This window comes from Pseudomonas sp. S3_B08 (assembly GCF_054667725.1).
In genome coordinates, this window is the sequence record NZ_CP162750.1 from 5,645,400 (window position 1) to 5,664,221 (window position 18,822).

The window sequence follows — 18,822 nt, forward strand, 5'->3', positions numbered from 1 at the left end:
CTGAAAGGATTTTTGTCGGACAGATTTCGCGCAACTCAACCCAGGCGCCGCGACCAACGCTGATCCGGCGCCTCGAACCCCGGATTGACCAGCGCCGTCAGCACATGATCCTGCCAACGTCCGGCGATGTTCAGATACGCCTTCGCATAGCCCTCGCGCTCAAAACCCAAGCGCTCAAGCAACCGCGCACTGCGCTCATTGCCCGGAATGTAATTGGCCATGATCCGATGCAGATTCTGCACATCGAACATATAACCAATCCCCGCCTCCAGCCCCTCCTGCATCAAACCCAGCCCCTGATGCGCCTCATCGATGTGATAACCCAAATAACACGCCTGAAACGCCCCACGAATAACCCCGCTGAAATTGCACGCACCGATCATCTGCTGACCGTCCGACGACAGCAGCGCGAAATGCATGGCTAACCCGGCTTCGAAAGCACTGGCCTGGATCTCCAAGCGACGACGGATGTTGGCGGTGGAGAAGTAGTCGGTGGTGCGGATGGGCGACCACGGCGCCAGGTGGCGGAGGTTGCGCTGGTAGAACGCGCTTTCGAGCTCGGCTTGATCGGGGGAGAGGATGGCAAGGGTCAGGCGCGGGCAGGGCAGGGATAACAGCGGCATCGAGCGCTCCTTGGCGAGGGATCTGCAGGCAGAGTCGCGCATATGGTGGGGAGCGGCAAGATATGGAGAAGCCGAGGCGAAAAAAAGCCCGCTAGGAGCGCGGGCGAACCGTAGTTTCTTGAATGAGCGGGGGGATTTTATGGGATTGGTCGGGTGGGCGTAGTGAAGAAAAGTTCATCTCGCTTCTGCCGACCGGGTTGATGTCCCGACAGTCGATCTCCAGCGCACGATGAAAATATCAGCGCCCATACAGCACCGTGTTCATCAACGCATTGACCTGATTTGGCATCGTGTGGATGAACCAGTCGAAAGCAAGACCCGAGGTAAGCAGGTACGCGAGAACCAGCAGGATAGGCATGAAGATGATGTTTTTGCGCAGATTGGCGTACTTGCGGGTTTTTCTGGAAAGCCAAGGTTCGTGAGTACCGTTGTTATTGGCATGTGCACCCGCAACGATGAAGTAGGTTGAAAAAAGCATCATCCGAAGGCTGGTATAGATAAACAGCAGTACGCCTATCAGGTGTAGCAAGAACCAGTGCATGTCCAGCAAGACGAAATATTTTTTTATTCCCGTCAGGCCCTGCTCATTGATGATCTGCTGGCTGTACTGAAAGTTTTGCGGCGCTAGGGTGGGCATAAAAGCTTCGTCGGTGACATACGTCGCGGCCACGCAAAATGCCAAGCAAAACAACAGCGCAACGATCCACTTAATGCCCGCGAAGAAGCCTCGGTAAAGGCTATGCAAGGTGCCGCCAGCCCATAGTGAAATGGTGAATAGCGTGATCCAGGAAAGCAGGTTGAGTATCTCGGCCCGGAAAAACACATAAATCAGCCCGGCAATCACCATCATCATGAAGATGACTGGAGTCATATCCTGGCTTGTGCTGGCGGCGTTCACGCCCAGCGGTGGATTGACCACCGTGTTGAAGGTCAGGTTTACCGAATGGCCCGGCTGATTGGTGGATTGTGGAGAATCGCCTTTCAGTACCCGATCCAGAATGGCTCCCAGAATCAGGCCGAGGATGGTGAAGAACGCCGATATGTAGATATCGACTTCCTTGGATTGGATTGTTTCGATGAAGCTCATGGTTTATTGCCTTCCTTGTGCAGGTTGAGTTTCCACATGCGAACCGGTTTTCTCTGCGAGGCGTCCAGCCAGCCGCGGAATGGTAAGGGGATGGCTGTGGTTTTGCTATCACACAAGCGCAATCGTCTTACAGCCAAATTGGTTTCGTTTAATTGGAGAGTGAGCCGAATCGGTGCCGCCCCAGCGTCCTTTTGTACAACGTCGAACATTCACAGCCACCGGCAGGCTTGAGAATGTGAAGGAAATGGGCGGCCATTCGACTAACCCCAGATGCGACAAAGCCCGCACTGGGCGGGCTTTGTCGTTGAGAGTTGGTGGGTCTTTGTCCTTGGGCTTGGCGGCTTTGATTTTTAGGTCTGAAAGGCGTGTGGCTCGGGCTCCCATGGGTACTCCAACGCTGTTTGTGTATTCCAAAATTTACCAGTCACGGGCTTGGAATACGCCTTGGAATACAGTTCAAAATGGATCTGCCTGAAGCGCTGTGGAGCTCAATGGCCCTGAAACCCCCGTATTTACTGGATTTCAGGCACAAAAAAAGACGTCCGTGGACGTCTTTAGATGATTATTTGGTGGAGCCGGGGGGATTTGAACCCCCGTCCGCCAGTACTCCGCTGTCGGTACTACATGCGTAGCCGTGTCTATTAAGTTAACCCTCAGCGACCCGACGGGCAGGGTGCTTTGGGCGAGTTGTGTAAGTTTTAGCCGCTTCGTCCACAACGTACTGCACGGCGATTCTGTTCTATATGACAATCATTTCGGGTTTACAGACATCCCCTGATGATTGCTGGACCCGAAGGTACCAGGAGCATTGTCAGCTGCAATTAAGCAGCGAGAGCAACACCGTATTGGTCGTCATTGGCAACTATAAGTAGTTGCAACAGTGGATTTACGACTTCTGTTACCAAGTCGGCATGCACCTAGAGTTTCGCAACCGGCGTCGAATCCTAAACGGCCCCGAACTCATTGCCCGGTGAATCTGTTCGGGCAACAAGCGTGCACAGTGTACGTCAAAACGCTTGGCAGGCCAACCCGAAGGTTGGCCTGCGGGACATCAGTTACGCGTCGGGTTACGGATCTGCATCTTGCTGATGATGCCGTTGGTAACCTCGATGCATTCCTTGTCGTTGCCGGACGCCTGGGCCGCAGTGGCTTTTTCCTGTGCTTCCTTGATGTTATTCATGGAGCTTTCAGGAAGGGACGGCTGGCTGGTGACGAAATCTTTGATGCTTTGAAGATTCCCGGCGCAGAGGTCTTTGTCCGCCGCGAACACCGGCGAGGCCAGAAGTGCACCAGTGATGAACAATCCAGCAATTGCAGAATGCTTCATGGGTATCTCCTTGAACGATGGGGGCTCGGTGCTGCCGGACGGTCTGGCCGCGATGCCGAGGTCAAGACAAGCGAGGTCAGTATAGGACCTGTCTGGTTGACCGCTTCGCTGCGCAGGAATTCGGTTTTATTTGCAACGAATGTCAAAAGGCCAGATCGGTCGGCCAGGTGCCGATGCAGCCGACCTGTAAAAGGTCGGCGCATGAATCATTTTTTGGTGTCACCGGTAGCGTTTTGAATGTCCAGCAGGGTTTGCTGGGTCTCAGCGACACAGTCATCAATCCTGCCTTGGTCCTTGAGTTTGCGGGCTTTGTTGACACTGGCCGATACGCGCGCATTCAGGTCTGTCGACGTCTGGTATTGGGATTTTGCGCTATCGATTCTCTGCAGATTGGCATCGCATAAATCGCCAGGTTTTTCAGCGGCGAACGAAGTGGACGCCATCATCGAGGCAGTGACAAACAGACCTAACATTACAGAGCGGTTCATGTGTATCTCCTTGAACTGAGGGTTCAGACTTCGCTGACCGTTGAACAGGCCCCGAATGGTCCGGGGCATGTGCAGTGGACTACCGCCTCGCTCAAGGGTTCTGATTTTTTCCTCAGCAGGCTTTCGCCCGTGTCACCCGATCCACCAGATAAACCAGCCCGTGGTAGTCGATGCCACCGTGCTGGGTCAGGCCGATTTCACACGTGCGGCTGGTGGAAATGCCCTCGCTGCAGTGCTGCACGGCGTCCTTGAGCGTACGCAGCGAATGGCTGTTCAGCTCCGGTGTGGTGAAGCCTTTGTCGCCGGCAAATCCGCAGCAATGTATGCCTTCGGGAATCACCACCGTGTTGCTGCATTTGCGCGCCAGATCGATCAGCGCTTGGCTTTCGCCCAAGTGCTGAGTGCTGCAGGTCACGTGCACGGCAATCGGTGCTTCCTGGGGTGTGAAGTCCAGACGATCCAGCAAATGCGTGCGGATGAAGCGCACTGGATCGTACAGATCCAGTCGCGTTTCGCCGATGTCTTGGACCAGCCGCAACGTACATGGGCTGGTGTCGCAATAGATCGGGTCGAGGCCGCCGCGACTGGCGTGGAGCAGGGCGCTGATCAGCTCCTGACGTTTGTGCTCGGCCTGTTCGGCGTAGCCTTTGGAGGCGAACGGCTGGCCGCAGCAGAGGTTGTCCTGATCATCGGGAAAGACTACCTGGTAACCGGCCTTTTCCAGCAGACCACGGGTTTTGTCGTACAGCGACATCTGCTCTCTGTCACCCGCCGCCGGGCCCATGACCCGCGACACGCAAGCTGCCAGATAAACCACGCGCGGGCGCTCGTCGGCCACGCTCGGGCTGAAGCGAATGGCTTTTTCCGGCTGTGGCATGGCGTTGGTCCACAACGGCACCTGGCCTTTGGACAAGCGCGTCAGCGTCGCCGACAACTTCGCCAGACGCGGTGCGCCGAGCATCATTCGTGCACCGTTGGCGACGTGCAGGGTGAAGCGCGCGCCTTGTAGGGTCTTGGCGAAATTTCCTTCGATCCAGTCAGCGGTTTTCTGATGCGTGGCGTGTCGGCCACGGAGCTTTTTCACCAGCTCGCCGGTGTTGATGCCTACAGGGCAGCGTTGCGCGCACAGGCCGGTGGCGGCGCAGGTGTCGATGCCTTGATAGTCGAAGGCTTTTTCCAGGTCGGTGGTGTCGACGCCGGCGCGCTTTTTCGCCTGGATATCGCGCCAGATGACGATGCGCTGGCGCGGGCTAAGGGTCAGGCCTTTCGAGGGGCAGACCGGTTCGCAGAAACCGCACTCGATGCACTTGTCCACAATCTCGTCCGCCGCTGGCAGCGGTTTCAGGTGCTTGAGGTGGATCTGCGGATCTTCGCTGAGCACCACGTCCGGATTGAGAATGCCGTTGGGGTCGAGCAAGCGTTTGAGCTGCCACATCAGTTGATAGGCGTCGCTGCCCCATTCCAGTTCCACGAACGGCGCCATGTTGCGGCCGGTGCCGTGTTCGGCTTTCAGCGAGCCGCCGAATTCCACTGCAACCAGTTGCGCGACGTCGTCCATGAACGCTTGGTAGCGTGCGATTTCTTCCGGGCTGTTGAAGCCTTGGGTGAAGACGAAGTGCAGATTGCCTTCCAGTGCGTGTCCGAAGAGGATCGCTTCGTCGTAGGCATGTTTGTCGAACAGCTCGATCAGGCGATTGACGCCGATGGCCAGTTGTTCGACCGGGAAGGTCACGTCTTCGATGATTACTGTGGTGCCGGTTTTGCGCACGGCGCCGACGGCGGGGAAGGTGTCTTTGCGGATGGCCCAGAGGCGGGCGTTTTCCACCGGGTCTTCAGTGAAGTCGACCTGCTTCTCGACGGGGAAATCGCGCAGGGACGCCATGATTTGCGCCAGTTGTTCTTGCAGCAATGTCGACGAAGCGGCGCGGGATTCGATGAGCAGCGCGCAGGCATTTTCCGACAGCAGCTGTACGAAAGCGGGCATGCCTTTTTTGTCCTGCACCGAGCGCAGACTGCGCCGATCAAGTAACTCCACCGCTGACACCGGTTGGCTTTTCAGCACGGTGACCGCGTTGCAGCAGGTTTCGACATCAGGGAACACGATCAGCGCCGAGGCCTTGTTCGGGTGATCGATGACGGTGTCGTAAGTCACCGCGCTGATGAAACCGAGCGTGCCTTCGGAGCCGACCAGCAGGTGGCTCAGGATATCCACAGGCTCGTCGAAATCCACAAGGGCGTTGAGCGACAGGCCGGTGGTATTTTTCAGACGGTATTTGTGGCGAATTCTCGCGGCCAGTTCGGCATTGGCGCGGGTCTCGCGTCCCAATGTCGCCAGGCGTTCGAGCAGTTCACCGTGGCTTGAACGAAATGCCGCGACGCTGGCAGTGTCCTCGGTGTCGAGACGCGTGCCGTCGGCCAGCACCAGACGAAGCCCGGCCAAGGTGTGATAGGTATTCTGCGCAGTGCCACAGCACATGCCGCTGGCGTTGTTGGCGACGATGCCGCCGATCTTGCAGGCATTGATCGACGCCGGGTCCGGGCCGATCTTGCGTCCGAACGGCGCCAGCCAGGCGTTGGCCTGCGCGCCGATCACGCCCGGTTGCAGGCGGATCTGCGTGCCCTGGCCGCGAATCTCGCGGGCGTTCCAGTTATCCCCAAGCACGATCAGCACCGAGTCGCTGATCGCCTGCCCGGACAGGCTGGTGCCGGCGGCGCGGAAGGTCACCGGCACGTGGTCGCGCTGGGCCAGTTGCAGCAGCGCCACGACTTCGTCTTCAGACTCGGCGCGGATCACCAGTTTTGGGATCAGTCGATAGAAACTGGCGTCGGTGCCAAAGGCCAGAGTCGACAGCGGGTCGTCGAAGCGCCGGTCTGCTGGAATCAGTCGCTCGGCATCACGCAGGAAAGCAGCAGGAAGACTCATTGATCCTCCAGAATCAGCACGACCAGATCTTTCGGGCCATGTGCGCCATACGCCAGGACCTGTTCAATATCGGCGGTTTTCGACGGGCCGGAGACCAGCAGCGCGTTGGTCGGCATGCCTTGCGCCCATTCGAATTCCTCTTGCACCTGATAGAAGTTGTCGCGGATTTCGCTGGCCTTGAGCAGGGCGAAATGCACCGGCGGCACCAGACTCATCAAGCGCGGTTCTTCACGGGTTGGCCAGATGATCAGGCTGCCGGTCGCGGCGATGGCACCGAGGGTGCCGGTAAGGCTGGCCGGGGTGTCGTTGAACAGCTCGGCTTTCCACTCTTCCATTGGCCGGTCGTAGGACTTCAGTGCTGGCAGGTCGGGATTGTTCGCCCAGTGCTGGGTGATGCGTTGCCCGTGAGTTGTTGTCGGAGCGATCAGCAGGCTCGGCAACTGGCGGTCACGCAGCAGTTGCGCCAGTAATGCCGGCCACTCGGCGCCCGAGGTCAGGTGGATTTCGGTGTGCACCGCCTCCATCAGTTTGCGCAGTTGCGGGATGCGTTGCTCGGCGCTGTAGGTGTAGGGCTGGGTGACCAGATCGACATCGAAGTTGTCGGCAATTGGCGTGGTGCCGGTCAGACTTTTCCGCAGTTTGCCGAGGATATTTTGCTTGGCGCTCATCGACGCTCTCCCTGTTTGGCCAGATGCTCGCGGGCCATGTCATGCAGCGAACGCGCGGCCGGTTTTGGTGCGCTGTGATTTTGCGTCCATGGGCCGACGTTGCTCGGCGTAAGGGCGCGCAGGCGCGTGGCGAAAAAAGCGAACAAGCGGTACAGCGTCGGTGAGCTGTTGAGTCTGGCCCAGGCGTTCCAGATGAAACGTTCCTTGCGCGAATACTTGCTGCCTTGGCCGCGCATCACCTGATTCGGTGCGTCCGGGGCTTTGACGTTTTCCTCGCGCAGACGGCGCAGGATGGCGGGGATCGGAATCTTCACCGGGCAGACTTCACCGCAGGCGCCGCACAGTGAGGACGCGCTCGGGTGGTCCGGAACCTTGGCCAGGCCGACCATGTGCGGGGTGATGATTTTGCCGATCGGGCCTGGGTAGACCTCGCCATAGGTGTGGCCGCCGACGCGGGTGTAAACCGGGCAATGATTCATGCAGGCGCCGCAGCGGATGCAATTCAGGGTCTGGCGCAATTCACTGTCGGCGAAAGCCTGGCTGCGACCGTTGTCGAGCAGGACCAGATGCACTTCCTGCGGGCCATCGAGTTCGTGTTCCTTGCGCGGGCCGGAGATCATGTTGACGTAAGTGGTGATCGGAATGCCCAGCGCCGAGCGCGTCAGCAGTGACAGCAGCGGCACCACGTCGCGCAGGTTTTCCACGACTTTTTCGATACCGGTAACGGCGATGTGCACCGGCGGCACGGTGGTGGTCATGCGCCCGTTGCCTTCGTTTTCCACCAGCAGCAGGGTGCCGGTTTCGGCGACGGCGAAGTTGACGCCGGAGACGCCGATGTCGGCTTCGAAGAATTTCTGCCGCAGGACCCTGCGACCGATCTGAATGAGTTGGTCAACGTCCTTGGTGTATTCCACGCCAAGTTTGTCGTGGAACAAGGACGCGACCTGACCGGCATTCTTGTGGATCGCCGGCATAATGATGTGTGAAGGCTTCTCGTGGTCGAGCTGGACGATGTACTCCCCCATGTCGGACTCCAGACATTCAATGTCCCGAGCCTCGAGGAAATGGTTCATCTCCATCTCTTCGCTGACCATCGATTTGCCCTTGATCATTTGCCGCGCCTCGTGAGCGCGGATGATCGATAAGACGATGCCATTGGCTTCGTCCACCGTTTCCGCCCAGTGCACTGTCACACCGTTGCGGGTCAGGTTCTGTTCCAGTTGCTCGAGCAGGTCGGGCAACTTGGACAGCGCGCGGGCCTTGATCGAATTGCCCAGTGCGCGCAAGTGTTCTCTTTCGTGGGCATCGCTGAAAGCCGCTGCCCGTTTGGTCATCAGTGAATCCATGGCAGTGCGGAAGTTGTTCCGCAGCTGCTGATCATCCAAGGCATTGTGTGCCCGGGTGCGGAAATCTTCTTCTACGGCGACCGTAGGAATAATCGTTGAGGTGCTCATTGTGCACCTCCCGTTCGCTGCCAGAGGAAGCTCGCCAGATGTTGCCCGCGTAACGCTTGCTGCTGTTTCTCCAGCGCGCCGTTGATGTTCATCAAACAGCCGCAGTCGGCACTCAGTACCTTGTGGGCGCCGGATTCTTTCAACGCACGGGTCTTGTCAGCCACCATCGCGCCGGAAATGTCTGGCATACGGACGCTGAATGTCCCACCGAAGCCACAGCATTCGCTTTCGTGGTCGTGATTGACCCGTTCCACATTGCTCAACTGCGCCAACAACTCGCGGCCGTGCAGGTGGGTGTTCATTTCGCGGCGTGCCGAACACGAGGTGTGCAGCGCGACTTTCACCGGTTCGCCGCTGTCCTTGAGCTGCACCTTGCAGACGAACAGCAGAAACTCGGCCAGTTCATAAGTGCGAGCCGCAAGGGCCTGCACCTGTTTCAACGTTTCCGGCTCGTCCTTGAACAAGTCGGCGTAATGCTCGCGCAGCATGCCGGCGCAGGAACCCGAGGGCACCACCACCGGATAATCCCCGGCAAACAACGCCAATTGCGAGCGCGCTACCGTCCGCGCCTGCTCGGTGTAACCCGAGGTGTAGGCCGGTTGGCCGCAGCAACTCTGGCCTTGCGGATACTCGACCCGGATCCCTTCGCGCTCCAGCAGATGGATCGCGTCCATCCCGGCTTCGGGGTAGAACAGGTCGACCACACACGTGCCGAACAGGTAGACCCGCGACGGTTTCTCGCCGGGGTATTGCCGAGGTTCGGGCAGTGGCGGTGCCACGCGGGTCGCGTTCGGCACAGCGTTGTAAAAAAGCTCGCTCATCAGGCGTGTCTCCGGGTAGGCCCGGTTATCCGTCTGCTGCGGCTGCCGAATATAAAGCGCATTGCTTTCAGCAGCCTTACAGACCCGGTGGTGAATTGCTGACGCCGGATCACGGGCCGGCGTCGGTTATTTCCATGCTTCTTGTAGTCTTAGTGCACCAGCATGCCGGTGAACCAGTAGGCCTGAGCCAAGGTGATCAAACCGACAATCGTTGCAAAGAATAGGCTGTGCTTGAGGGTGAAGCGGAACAGATCCGATTCCTTGCCGACCAGACCGGTCGCGGCGCAGGCCACGGCGATCGATTGCGGCGAGATCATCTTGCCGGTCACGCCGCCGCTGGTATTGGCCGCCACCAGCAAGGTGTCGTTGACGCCGATCTGGTGGGCGGTGGTCGCTTGCAACGAACTGAACAGCGCGTTCGACGACGTATCCGAACCGGTGAGGAACACGCCCAGCCAACCGAGGAATGGCGAGAAGAACGGGAACGCGGCGCCAGTACCCGCCAGCACCAGGGCCATGGTCGAGGACATGCCGGAGTAGTTGGTGACGAAGGCGAACGCCAGCACCATGCCGATCGACAGGATTGGCCAGCGCAGTTCGTAGAAGGTCTCTTTCAAAGTGGTCAGACCAGTTTTGAAATTGATCTTCAGCACCAGCATCGAAATCAGCGCGGAGAAGAAAATCGCCGTCCCGGTCGCGGAAATCGGATCGAGCTTGAACACCGCTGGAATCGCGGTCGGGTTGGCCACGATTGGCGCAGTCTTGATCACCAGTTGATCAAGGTGCGGAATCGCGAAGTTGAACACCCAGCTGTACATCGAACCACCGGCGGCGAACATCGCTTTAAAAGGCTTCAGCGTCCAGATGGTCACCAGCACAGTGAGGATCAGGAACGGCGACCACGCCTTGAAAATTTCCCCGAGGCTGTAGGGCGACGCCACGGTGGTGCGCTTCTGGCCGAAACCGCCGACGCTGGCGCTGACCACCGAAGCGGATACGGCGCCAACGATGTGCTGGCCGGCGGCGCGACGTGGTTGCCAGACCTTGAGGAACAGGGTCAGGGAAATCAGGCTGGCTAGCGCCGAAGTGATGTCCGGCAGTTCCGGGCCGATGAAGTTGGAAGTGAAGTATTGGGTGATGGCGAAACTCAAACCTGCCACCAGCGCGGCCGGCCAGGTTTCGCGCACACCGCGCAGGCCGTCCATCATGAATACCAGCCAGAACGGCACGAACAGCGACAGCAGTGGCAGCTGGCGACCGGTCATGGCGCCGATCTTGAAGGCGTCGATGCCAGTGACCTGGCCCGCCACGATGATCGGAATCCCCAGCGCGCCGAACGCTACCGGCGCAGTGTTGGCGATCAGGCACAGGCCGGCGGCGTACAGTGGATTGAAGCCCAGTCCTACAAGGAGTGCGGCAGTAATCGCGACCGGCGCGCCGAATCCGGCGGCACCTTCCAGAAATGCGCCGAAGCAGAAACCGATCAGCAATACCTGCAAGCGCTGGTCATCGGTAATCGACAGGACCGAGCTGCGGATGACCTCGAACTGACCGCTCTTCACCGTCAGCTTGTAGAGGAACACTGCCGCGACAATGATCCAGGCAATCGGCCACAGACCATAAGCGAAACCATAACCAGCGGCGGCGAACGCCATGTCCACTGGCATCTGGAAGGCGAATATCGCTACGGCAATCGAAAGTGCGAGGGTGATGCTGCCGGCCACATGGCCTTTGAGGCGGAACACCGCCAGGGCGAGAAAGAAGAACACGATGGGAATGACGGCCGCGAGAGCGGAGACGCCAAGACTGCCGAGCGGACTGTAGAGCTGTTGCCAGGTTTGCATGGTGGGGTGGCCCCTAATTGTTGTTGGTCAGGCACTGTGAGTAATCTTGGATAATTGGTAAGACCAATTTACAAGCGCTGTTGGCTAGGGTAAAAGCCTTGATGTCGGTGTGTCAATTTGCCGCTCTGAAACTTTCGTCGAAGATGCGGTGCAGACAGCAACTGATCCGCTTTGGCGAAGTGGCGTCTGGCAGGTGTCGGCGGCGCGCGGATAGGCCAGAATAGACACCCCGGCGAGCGGTCGGGATCGTGGAGAAATGAGTTATGGGCTTTGATCAGATACGTCAGCGCCGTTTGTCTGACGATATTGTCGAGCGCCTCGAGGGGATGATCCTCGAGGGCACGCTGAAGTCGGGCGAACGTCTGCCGGCCGAGCGCACGCTGGCCGAACAATTTGGCGTATCACGCCCGTCGTTGCGCGAGGCAATTCAGAAGCTGGCGGCCAAAGGCTTGCTGGTCAGTCGCCAGGGCGGCGGCAATTATGTGGTGGAGGGCCTGGGTTCGACGTTCAGCGATCCGCTGTTGCAATTGCTTGAAAGCAATCCCGAAGCGCAACGTGATTTGCTCGAATTCCGGCACACCCTGGAGGCATCGTGCGCATATTACGCCGCATTGCGCGCCACAGATGTTGATCGCGAGCGCCTGACCGCTGCGTTCGAAGAGCTGCAGGATTGCTACTCGCGCCATGAAGAAGTCAGCCGGGCGGAAGAGGGCGCGGCGGATGCGAAGTTTCATCTGGCGATTGCCGAAGCCAGCCATAACGCGGTGTTGCTGCATACGATTCGCGGACTGTTCGATCTGCTCAAGCGCAACGTCGTGACCAACATCGGCGGCATGTACAAACAGCGCACGGAAACTCGCGACATGCTGATCTCGCAGCACCGGGAATTGTATCTGGCGATTATCGAAGGGCGTGCCGAGCAGGCGAGGGAAGTGTCCAGCCGACATATTCTGTATGTGCAGGAAGTGCTGGAAGAGGTGCGTCAGGAGGTGCAGCGCATGGCTCGGGCGGAGCGGCGCAAGGGGATGTGATCAGGTGTGTTTGTGTTGATGCTGAAATAGCTTTCGCGAGCAGGCTCGCTCCCACCTTTGAAATGCATTCCAAGGTGGGAGCGAGCCTGCTCGCGAATTGGCGCTAAAGGAGGAAGATCAGTCTTCCTTGCCCTTGTTGCGCACCGCACGCTGCAATTCACGACCGGCATCGCGCTCGCGCTCGGTGTCACGCTTGTCGTATTCCTTCTTGCCCTTGCCCAGAGCGATCTCGCACTTGACCATGTGCTTGCTCCAGTACCAGGACAGGCAGACGCAGGCGTAACCCTTCTGCTGCACGGCGGCGGCGAGCTTGTCCAGCTCGCGGCGGTTGAGCAGCAGTTTGCGAGTGCGCACCGGGTCGGCGATGACGTGAGTGCTTGCGGTCATCAACGGCGTGATGTGGCTGCCGAGCAACCATGCTTCGCCATCCTTGAGCAGCACATAGCTGTCGACCAGCTGCAACTTGCTCGCCCGCAGACTTTTTACTTCCCAGCCGGCCAGGACCAGACCAGCCTCGAACTTGTGCTCGATGAAGTAATCGTGTCGCGCCTTTTTGTTCTGCGCGATGGTCCCTGTTGGGTGTTTCTTCTGTTTAGCCATAGGGGCGGCATTATATGGAGTTGTTCGGCTGTCGGCTACGGTGTTGCTGCGTGCTTGAGCAGGTTGAGTGAATCCCGGACAATGCGGCCTCTTTTTCTAACGCTTGGGCGTGATAAACGATGTCGACAGACAAGGTTTCTGTCCACGGCAGTTGGGCTAGCCGCTGGGTATTCATACTCGCCGCGACCGGTTCGGCCGTGGGACTGGGTAGTATCTGGAAGTTCCCCTACATGGTCGGGGTCTACGGCGGCGGCGCCTTTGTGCTGATGTTCCTGGCGTGCATCGCGCTCATCGGTGTCCCGGTCATGCTCGCGGAAACCTTGATCGGCCGGCGCGCCCGGCAGAGTCCGGCGAATGCCCTGAAGGTGCTGGCACTGGAGGCGGGGCACTCGGCCAAATGGTCGTGGGGCGCGTTCGCCGGGATGATCACGGCCCTGCTGATCCTGTCTTTCTACAGTGTGGTCGGCGGCTGGTCGCTGGACTACATCGTTGACATGGGCCGTGGCGATTTCCAGGGCGCGACGGCTGATCAGGTCGGCGCCTATTTCGGCAATGTCATCTCCAATCCATGGCGCCTGACACTTTGGCACACGATTTTCATGCTGCTGTCGGCCTTCGTGATCGCCAAAGGCGTGGTCGCCGGGCTTGAACGCAGCCTGCGAATCATGATGCCGCTGCTGTTCGTGATGATTCTGGTGCTGCTGGGCTACAGCATGACCACCGGGCATTTCATGGAAGGCGTGCATTTCATGTTCGACTTCCACCCGGAAAAAGTCCTCGACGGTCTGCTGCCAGCGATGGGGCACGCGTTCTTCTCGCTGAGCGTCGGCGTCGGCTCGATCATGATCTACGGCGCCTACATGCCGAAGAACACCTCGCTGTCGGGCACGGTGGTCGGTGTCGCGCTGCTGGATACTTTTGTATCGCTGGTCGCCGGTCTGGCGCTGTTTCCGATTGTGTTCGCTGCTGGGCTGAACCCAAGCGAAGGTCCGGGACTGATGTTCGTCAGCCTGCCATTTGCTTTTGGTAATGTATTTTTCGGCCAGTTGATGGGCGTGGTGTTCTTCGTGCTGGTCGCGGTGGCAGCGTGGAGTTCGGCGATTTCGCTGCTTGAGCCAATGGTGGCTTACCTGGTTGAACGCACTAAAATCAGCCGCATCTGGGTGACGTTCTGGCTGGCGTTCACCTGCTGGTTCGTTGGTCTGGGCACGGTGTTTTCTTTCAATATCTGGAAGGAAGCCAAGTTTTTCGTGAACGAAGGCGGGGCGTTCAGCCTCTATCAATGGGGTGCGCAGAGCGGTCTCGACTTCTTCGGCGTGATCGATTTCTTCACCTCGCGGATCATGTTGCCCCTCGGTGGCTTGTGTTTCGTGCTGTTCGCGGGATGGGTGATGGGGCGTGAAGCGGTGCGGGATGAATTGTCTATCCGTAACCCGCTTCTGTTTGCTCTGTCCCTGTTCTTGATGCGCTACGTGGCGCCTATCGGCATTCTTGTAGTCTTTGCCGCTCAGCTCTGGAAGTAACGCTTACATGACGACACATATCCAACGATCCGCGCTTCTGCCGTACCCGGCGCAATTTCTCTACGACCTGGTCAACGATGTCGCGCGGTACCCGGAGTTTCTGCCGTGGTGCTCGGAGGCTGAAGTGCTGGAAAGCTCGCCGGAACACATGCGCGCCAGTGTCGGCGTTGCCAAGGGCGGCCTCAGTCAGCATTTCGTCACGCGCAATACGCTGGTGCCGGGGCAGTCGATCGAGATGAATCTCGAAGAAGGCCCGTTCACTCAGTTGCACGGCATCTGGGTATTCAAGGCGCTGAACGAGAAGGCCTGCAAGATCAGTCTGGATCTGTCGTTCGATTATGCCGGGCCGCTGGTGCGCGCAACTCTGGGGCCGTTGTTCAATCAGGCGGCCAATCAGTTGGTGGATGCTTTCTGCCAGCGCGCCAAGCAGATGCATGGTTGAGCCGGTGATCGAGATAGAAGTCGTCTACGCGGCGGTTGATCGGCAGGTTCTGCGTGCGATCAGCGTGGCTGAAGGCGTTAGCGTTCGGGCTGCGGTGCACGCATCGGGCATCGCGGCCGAGTTTCCTGAGCTGAATCTGGCGCAGTGCCCGCTGGGGATTTTTGGCAAGGTCGTGGCTGACGCGGACTCTCGCCCTGTTCAGGCGGGCGACCGGATCGAAATATATCGACCGCTGCTGGCTGATCCCAAAGAAGTTCGACGTTTGCGTGCGGCCAAGGCTGCCGAGGCCAAAGCACGCAATTCTTGATCAGGCCAAACGGCAGGCAATAAAAAACCCGGAATGTCCGGGTTTTTTATTGCCTCGCCTATTACTGCGGCGAGGTGTCCAGCGGCTCTGGTGTCGGAACCGGTACGGTTTCCACACCATCGACGTCCTTCTGAATCTGATCCAGCAAAGAGCCTGGTTTGGCTGGTTTTTCAGCTTCTGGCTTGTCGGCGTTTTCAGCAGGCGCGGTCACGGTAGTACCGCTGTCCTTGCCGAGAATGGCTTCGTCACGGCTCACGCCGGGCATGAAGTCACCGGAAAGGCTGACAAGCTGGTCGTTGGAATTGAAGATAACGCTGATTCGTTCCTGCTGGCGTTCACCGCCACCCGGTTGCAGGCTGTATAGATAATCCCAGCGATCGGCATGGAACGTGTCGGCAAGCAGAGGGTTGCCCATGATAAACCGTACTTGCGGCCGGGTCATTCCCGGGCGTAACTGGTCTATCATGTCCTGCGTGACGACATTGCCCTGCTGGATGTCGATTTTGTAAACCCCGGGGAATGAACAACCGGCGAGTGCGAGCAGTCCCACAAAGGTGAAACTGGTTAGCAAGAGCTTGGTGTTTTGCATCGGTGGGCGACTTCCACTATCTTGGCTGGGACAACGTAAACGCCGATCATACCCGCATTAAGAGAAGCTGCGAAGCAGCATCGCGAGAAAGCTGACCATGGTTGAAAATAGCGAACTACGCAAAGCCGGCCTCAAAGTGACCCTGCCACGGGTCAAGATCCTGCAAATGCTCGACTCTACCGAGCAGCGCCACATGAGTGCCGAGGACGTCTACAAGGCGTTGATGGAAGCTGGTGAGGACGTTGGTCTGGCCACGGTTTACCGTGTACTGACCCAGTTCGAAGCGGCCGGCCTCGTGGTCCGCCACAACTTCGACGGCGGCCACGCGGTCTTCGAACTGGCTGACGGTGGCCACCACGACCATATGGTCAACGTGGAATCGGGTGAAGTGATCGAATTCTTCGACGAAGAAATCGAAAAACTTCAGAAATCGATCGTCGAGAAGCATGGCTTCGAGATGGTTGATCACAACCTGGTGCTGTACGTACGCAAGAAAAAGTAAGCATGTCGCGCGAATTTCACATTCGCTAAACGAACGAAGGCGACCCAAGGGTCGCCTTCGTGCTTTCTACTATTTATTACGCCTTGGCGGTCACCACCATTTTTTTCGCGTGAGCCAGGGATTCCTTGGTCAGATCGATGCCGCCGAGCATGCGCGCGACTTCTTCGATGCGCTCGTTCTTTGTCAGCTTCGCGACAGCGGTGTGAGTCGCCTTCTCGTCGCGAACCTTGTGCACGAACAGATGTTGATGCCCTTGCGCCGCCACTTGCGGCAAGTGCGTCACGGTCAGGACCTGGCCGCGATCACCGAGACGGCGCAGTAACTGGCCGACAATCTCGGCAGTCGGACCGCCAATACCTACGTCCACTTCGTCGAACACCAGCGTCGGCACGCGGGAGGTCTGGGCGGTAATGACCTGAATCGCCAGACTGATCCGCGACAGCTCACCACCGGAGGCGACTTTTGCCAGTGCCTTGAGCGGTTGGCCGGGGTTGGCGCTGACCAGCAGTTCGACCTGTTCCAGCCCGTTCGGCAGCAACTCATCGCTGCTGTTGGCTTTCAGTTCGATGGTAAAGCGGCCGCCGGGCATGCCCAGGCGCTGGATTTCCTGCTCCACTGCACTGGCGAGGCTACCGGCAGCTTGATGACGAAGGTCGCTCAGCTCGCGCGCTTTCTCCTGATAGTGGCGGGCGTAGGACGCCAGTTCTTCACCCAGGCGTTCGATGGATTCATCGTTGGCGTTGAGGGTTTCGATTTCATCGAGCAGCTTTTGCTGCATCTCGCCGACTTCGGTCGGTTGAATCCGGTGTTTGCGCGCCAGGGTGTAGATCGCGTCGAGGCGCTCTTCCAGGTATTGCAGGCGAGCCGGGTCGGCATCAAAGTTGTCGAGGAAGCGGTTGAGCTCGCCGACCGCTTCTTCTACCTGAATCTGTGCGCTGGTCAGCAGGCTGCTGGCTTCACCCAGCGCCCCCACCGAGCTGTTCACACTGGACAGACGATTGAGGCTGGCGGTCAGTGCATTCAGGACATTCCCTGAATCACTTTCACTGCACTGCTCGACCACTTGCCGGCATATGCCCAGCAAGGTTTCGGCGTTGGTCAGGTTCTTGTGTTCCTGCTCCAGTTGCTCCAGTTCATTTTCGCCGAGGCCGAGGTTCTCCAATTCCTCAAGCTGATAGCTGAGCAACTGATGACGTGCGCGTTGTTCGTCGCCGGAGTTGGACAGCCGCTCCAGTTCCTGGCGGGTCTGACGCCAGCGTTGCGCGGCAAGCTGCACCTGACGCGCCAGATCGGTGGCACCGGCGTACTCGTCAAGCAGGCGGCGATGGGTGTCGGTCTTCAGCAGCGACTGATGTTCGTGCTGGCTGTGGATATCGATCAGCAGCTCGCCGAGGGCTTTGAGGTCGCCGAGCGGGCAGGGCGTGCCGTTGATATAACCGCGCGAACGACCTTCCGATGTGATGACCCGGCGCAGGATGCAAGGCCCGTCGTTTTCCAGATCGCGCTCGGCCAGCCAGGCGCTGGCTTCAGGGATATCAGCGAGATCGAAGGTGGCGAGAATGTCGGCTTTATCAGCGCCCGGGCGAACCACGCCGCTGTCGGCGCGATCGCCCAGAGTCAGGCCCAGGGCGTCGAGCATGATCGATTTGCCGGCGCCGGTTTCCCCTGTGATCACGCTCATCCCGCGATCAAGTTCGAGATCGAGATGTTCGACGATGGCGTAGTTGTGTACGGACAGGTGCACCAGCATAAAGGCAGCTCCCAGGCTTGAGGTCTGGTTATTTATACAGTGTTTTGTTCAGGCCTGACAATGCCCTCGCTTAGCTCGATTTGCTTGATCGCAAAGTTTTCTTAGCGCATTCAAGAATGACTATTCAGCACTTTTTTGTAAGGACAATCGATTGCAGCCCTTGAAGCCTGATTTTGCGGCCCCATATATCGGGGCAGAAGCGCGAGTCAGGCTCGCGGACGAAATTGAAAGGAGAATTCTATGGCTGACGAACAGACAGTAGATACGCAAAACCCAGAAGCCAATCAGGCGCCCGAAGGTTCGGGTGACGACCTGGCGACCCGTGTGCAAGTGCTCGAAGAGCAATTGGCCGCCGCGCAGGATCAGTCTCTGCGTGTTGCTGCCGATCTGCAGAACGTTCGCCGCCGTGCCGAGCAGGACGTCGAGAAGGCGCACAAGTTTGCCCTGGAAAAATTCGCCAGCGACCTGCTGCCGATCGTCGACAGCCTGGAGCGCGGCCTCGAGCTGTCGAGCCCGGACGACGAAAGCATCCGCCCGATGCGCGAAGGCATCGAGCTGACCCTGAAAATGTTCCACGACACCCTCAAGCGCTACCAGCTTGAAGCGATCGATCCGCATGGCGAACCGTTCAACGCCGTTCACCATCAGGCGATGGCCATGCAGGAAAGTGCCGACGTCGAGCCGAACAGCGTATTGAAGGTTTTCCAGAAGGGCTACCAGCTCAATGGTCGCCTGCTGCGCCCGGCGATGGTCGTGGTCAGCAAAGCGCCGGCACCGGTTTCGCCTTCGATTGACGAGCAGGCTTGAAATTAGCCGTAAGGCCCCCATTTAGAAGTCAAGCGT

Annotated in this window: 19 protein-coding genes and 1 other RNA gene; 6 read left to right on the forward strand and 14 right to left on the reverse strand. The window is 58.6% G+C overall.

Going from position 1 to position 18,822, the window contains the following annotated elements; all coding sequences use genetic code 11:
* Positions 1-35 precede the first annotated feature (35 nt).
* The 11 genes from AB4N73_RS25360 to AB4N73_RS25410 all read right to left on the reverse strand — a co-directional run bounded on the left by AB4N73_RS25360 (position 36) and on the right by AB4N73_RS25410 (position 11,235).
* A complete protein-coding gene (locus AB4N73_RS25360) occupies positions 36-623 on the reverse strand; it encodes a GNAT family N-acetyltransferase (protein WP_252877409.1) in 588 nt (195 codons plus the stop codon).
* A 238-nt stretch (positions 624-861) separates the two neighbouring features.
* Positions 862-1,710, reverse strand: a complete 849-nt coding sequence (locus tag AB4N73_RS25365; protein WP_056782848.1) for a hypothetical protein — start codon at positions 1,708-1,710, stop codon at positions 862-864.
* A complete protein-coding gene (locus tag AB4N73_RS25370; RefSeq protein WP_156388155.1) occupies positions 1,707-1,919 on the reverse strand; it encodes a hypothetical protein in 213 nt (70 codons plus the stop codon). Before AB4N73_RS25370 ends, AB4N73_RS25365 begins: the two co-directional genes overlap by 4 nt.
* Before the next feature lie 358 nt (positions 1,920-2,277).
* Positions 2,278-2,666, reverse strand: a transfer-messenger RNA (tmRNA) gene (gene ssrA / locus AB4N73_RS25375).
* Positions 2,667-2,761: 95 nt separating this feature from the next.
* Positions 2,762-3,037, reverse strand: a complete 276-nt coding sequence (locus AB4N73_RS25380) for a hypothetical protein (protein WP_016771781.1) — start codon at positions 3,035-3,037, stop codon at positions 2,762-2,764.
* A gap of 206 nt (positions 3,038-3,243) precedes the next feature.
* Positions 3,244-3,525, reverse strand: coding sequence for a hypothetical protein (locus AB4N73_RS25385; protein WP_460142707.1), 282 nt, complete (start codon positions 3,523-3,525; stop codon positions 3,244-3,246).
* 112 nt (positions 3,526-3,637) lie between these two features.
* Entirely contained in the window at positions 3,638-6,448 is a 2,811-nt protein-coding gene (locus AB4N73_RS25390; protein WP_460142708.1) for an FAD-binding and (Fe-S)-binding domain-containing protein, read from the reverse strand.
* A complete protein-coding gene (locus AB4N73_RS25395) occupies positions 6,445-7,116 on the reverse strand; it encodes a LutC/YkgG family protein (RefSeq protein ID WP_353188897.1) in 672 nt (223 codons plus the stop codon). The genes AB4N73_RS25390 and AB4N73_RS25395 overlap by 4 nt, the downstream gene beginning before the upstream one ends.
* Positions 7,113-8,570, reverse strand: coding sequence for a LutB/LldF family L-lactate oxidation iron-sulfur protein (locus tag AB4N73_RS25400; protein WP_460142709.1), 1,458 nt, complete (start codon positions 8,568-8,570; stop codon positions 7,113-7,115). The genes AB4N73_RS25395 and AB4N73_RS25400 overlap by 4 nt, the downstream gene beginning before the upstream one ends.
* Entirely contained in the window at positions 8,567-9,391 is an 825-nt protein-coding gene (locus AB4N73_RS25405) for a (Fe-S)-binding protein (RefSeq protein WP_460142710.1), read from the reverse strand. Before AB4N73_RS25405 ends, AB4N73_RS25400 begins: the two co-directional genes overlap by 4 nt.
* A gap of 149 nt (positions 9,392-9,540) precedes the next feature.
* Positions 9,541-11,235 carry a lactate permease LctP family transporter gene (locus AB4N73_RS25410; RefSeq protein ID WP_016771776.1) on the reverse strand — a complete coding sequence of 565 codons (1,695 nt, stop codon included), beginning with the start codon at positions 11,233-11,235 and terminating at the stop codon, positions 9,541-9,543.
* Positions 11,236-11,498: 263 nt separating this feature from the next.
* Here AB4N73_RS25410 and AB4N73_RS25415 point away from each other — a divergent pair, with 263 nt between their 5' ends.
* On the forward strand, positions 11,499-12,266 hold the full coding sequence (locus AB4N73_RS25415) for an FCD domain-containing protein (RefSeq protein WP_016771775.1): 768 nt from the start codon (positions 11,499-11,501) through the stop codon (positions 12,264-12,266).
* A gap of 117 nt (positions 12,267-12,383) precedes the next feature.
* Here AB4N73_RS25415 and smpB read toward each other — a convergent pair whose 3' ends face one another.
* Positions 12,384-12,866: an SsrA-binding protein SmpB gene (gene smpB / locus AB4N73_RS25420; RefSeq protein ID WP_007953781.1), complete on the reverse strand. Its 483-nt coding sequence runs from the start codon at positions 12,864-12,866 to the stop codon at positions 12,384-12,386.
* 119 nt (positions 12,867-12,985) lie between these two features.
* Here smpB and AB4N73_RS25425 point away from each other — a divergent pair, with 119 nt between their 5' ends.
* The 3 genes from AB4N73_RS25425 to AB4N73_RS25435 are packed head-to-tail and all read left to right on the forward strand — an operon-like array spanning position 12,986 to position 15,138.
* Positions 12,986-14,389 (forward strand): sodium-dependent transporter, encoded by a 1,404-nt coding sequence (locus AB4N73_RS25425; RefSeq protein WP_095180346.1) that lies wholly within the window; start codon positions 12,986-12,988, stop codon positions 14,387-14,389.
* Positions 14,390-14,396: 7 nt separating this feature from the next.
* Positions 14,397-14,831: a type II toxin-antitoxin system RatA family toxin gene (locus AB4N73_RS25430; protein ID WP_016771773.1), complete on the forward strand. Its 435-nt coding sequence runs from the start codon at positions 14,397-14,399 to the stop codon at positions 14,829-14,831.
* The gene (locus AB4N73_RS25435; protein ID WP_460142711.1) at positions 14,824-15,138 is read left to right on the forward strand and encodes an RnfH family protein; all 315 of its coding nucleotides are present in this window, start codon (positions 14,824-14,826) and stop codon (positions 15,136-15,138) included. Before AB4N73_RS25430 ends, AB4N73_RS25435 begins: the two co-directional genes overlap by 8 nt.
* A 61-nt stretch (positions 15,139-15,199) precedes the next feature.
* Here AB4N73_RS25435 and AB4N73_RS25440 read toward each other — a convergent pair whose 3' ends face one another.
* Complete coding sequence (locus AB4N73_RS25440) at positions 15,200-15,727, reverse strand: outer membrane protein assembly factor BamE (protein WP_016771771.1); 528 nt, start codon at positions 15,725-15,727, stop codon at positions 15,200-15,202.
* Positions 15,728-15,824: 97 nt separating this feature from the next.
* Here AB4N73_RS25440 and fur point away from each other — a divergent pair, with 97 nt between their 5' ends.
* A complete protein-coding gene (fur, locus tag AB4N73_RS25445; protein WP_016771770.1) occupies positions 15,825-16,229 on the forward strand; it encodes a ferric iron uptake transcriptional regulator in 405 nt (134 codons plus the stop codon).
* A gap of 76 nt (positions 16,230-16,305) precedes the next feature.
* Here fur and recN read toward each other — a convergent pair whose 3' ends face one another.
* Positions 16,306-17,979, reverse strand: a complete 1,674-nt coding sequence (gene recN, locus AB4N73_RS25450; protein WP_016771769.1) for a DNA repair protein RecN — start codon at positions 17,977-17,979, stop codon at positions 16,306-16,308.
* Between the two features lie 240 nt (positions 17,980-18,219).
* On the opposite strand from recN, the gene grpE reads away from it, so the two are divergent.
* The gene (gene grpE / locus AB4N73_RS25455; RefSeq protein ID WP_016771768.1) at positions 18,220-18,786 is read left to right on the forward strand and encodes a nucleotide exchange factor GrpE; all 567 of its coding nucleotides are present in this window, start codon (positions 18,220-18,222) and stop codon (positions 18,784-18,786) included.
* Positions 18,787-18,822: the final 36 nt, after the last annotated feature.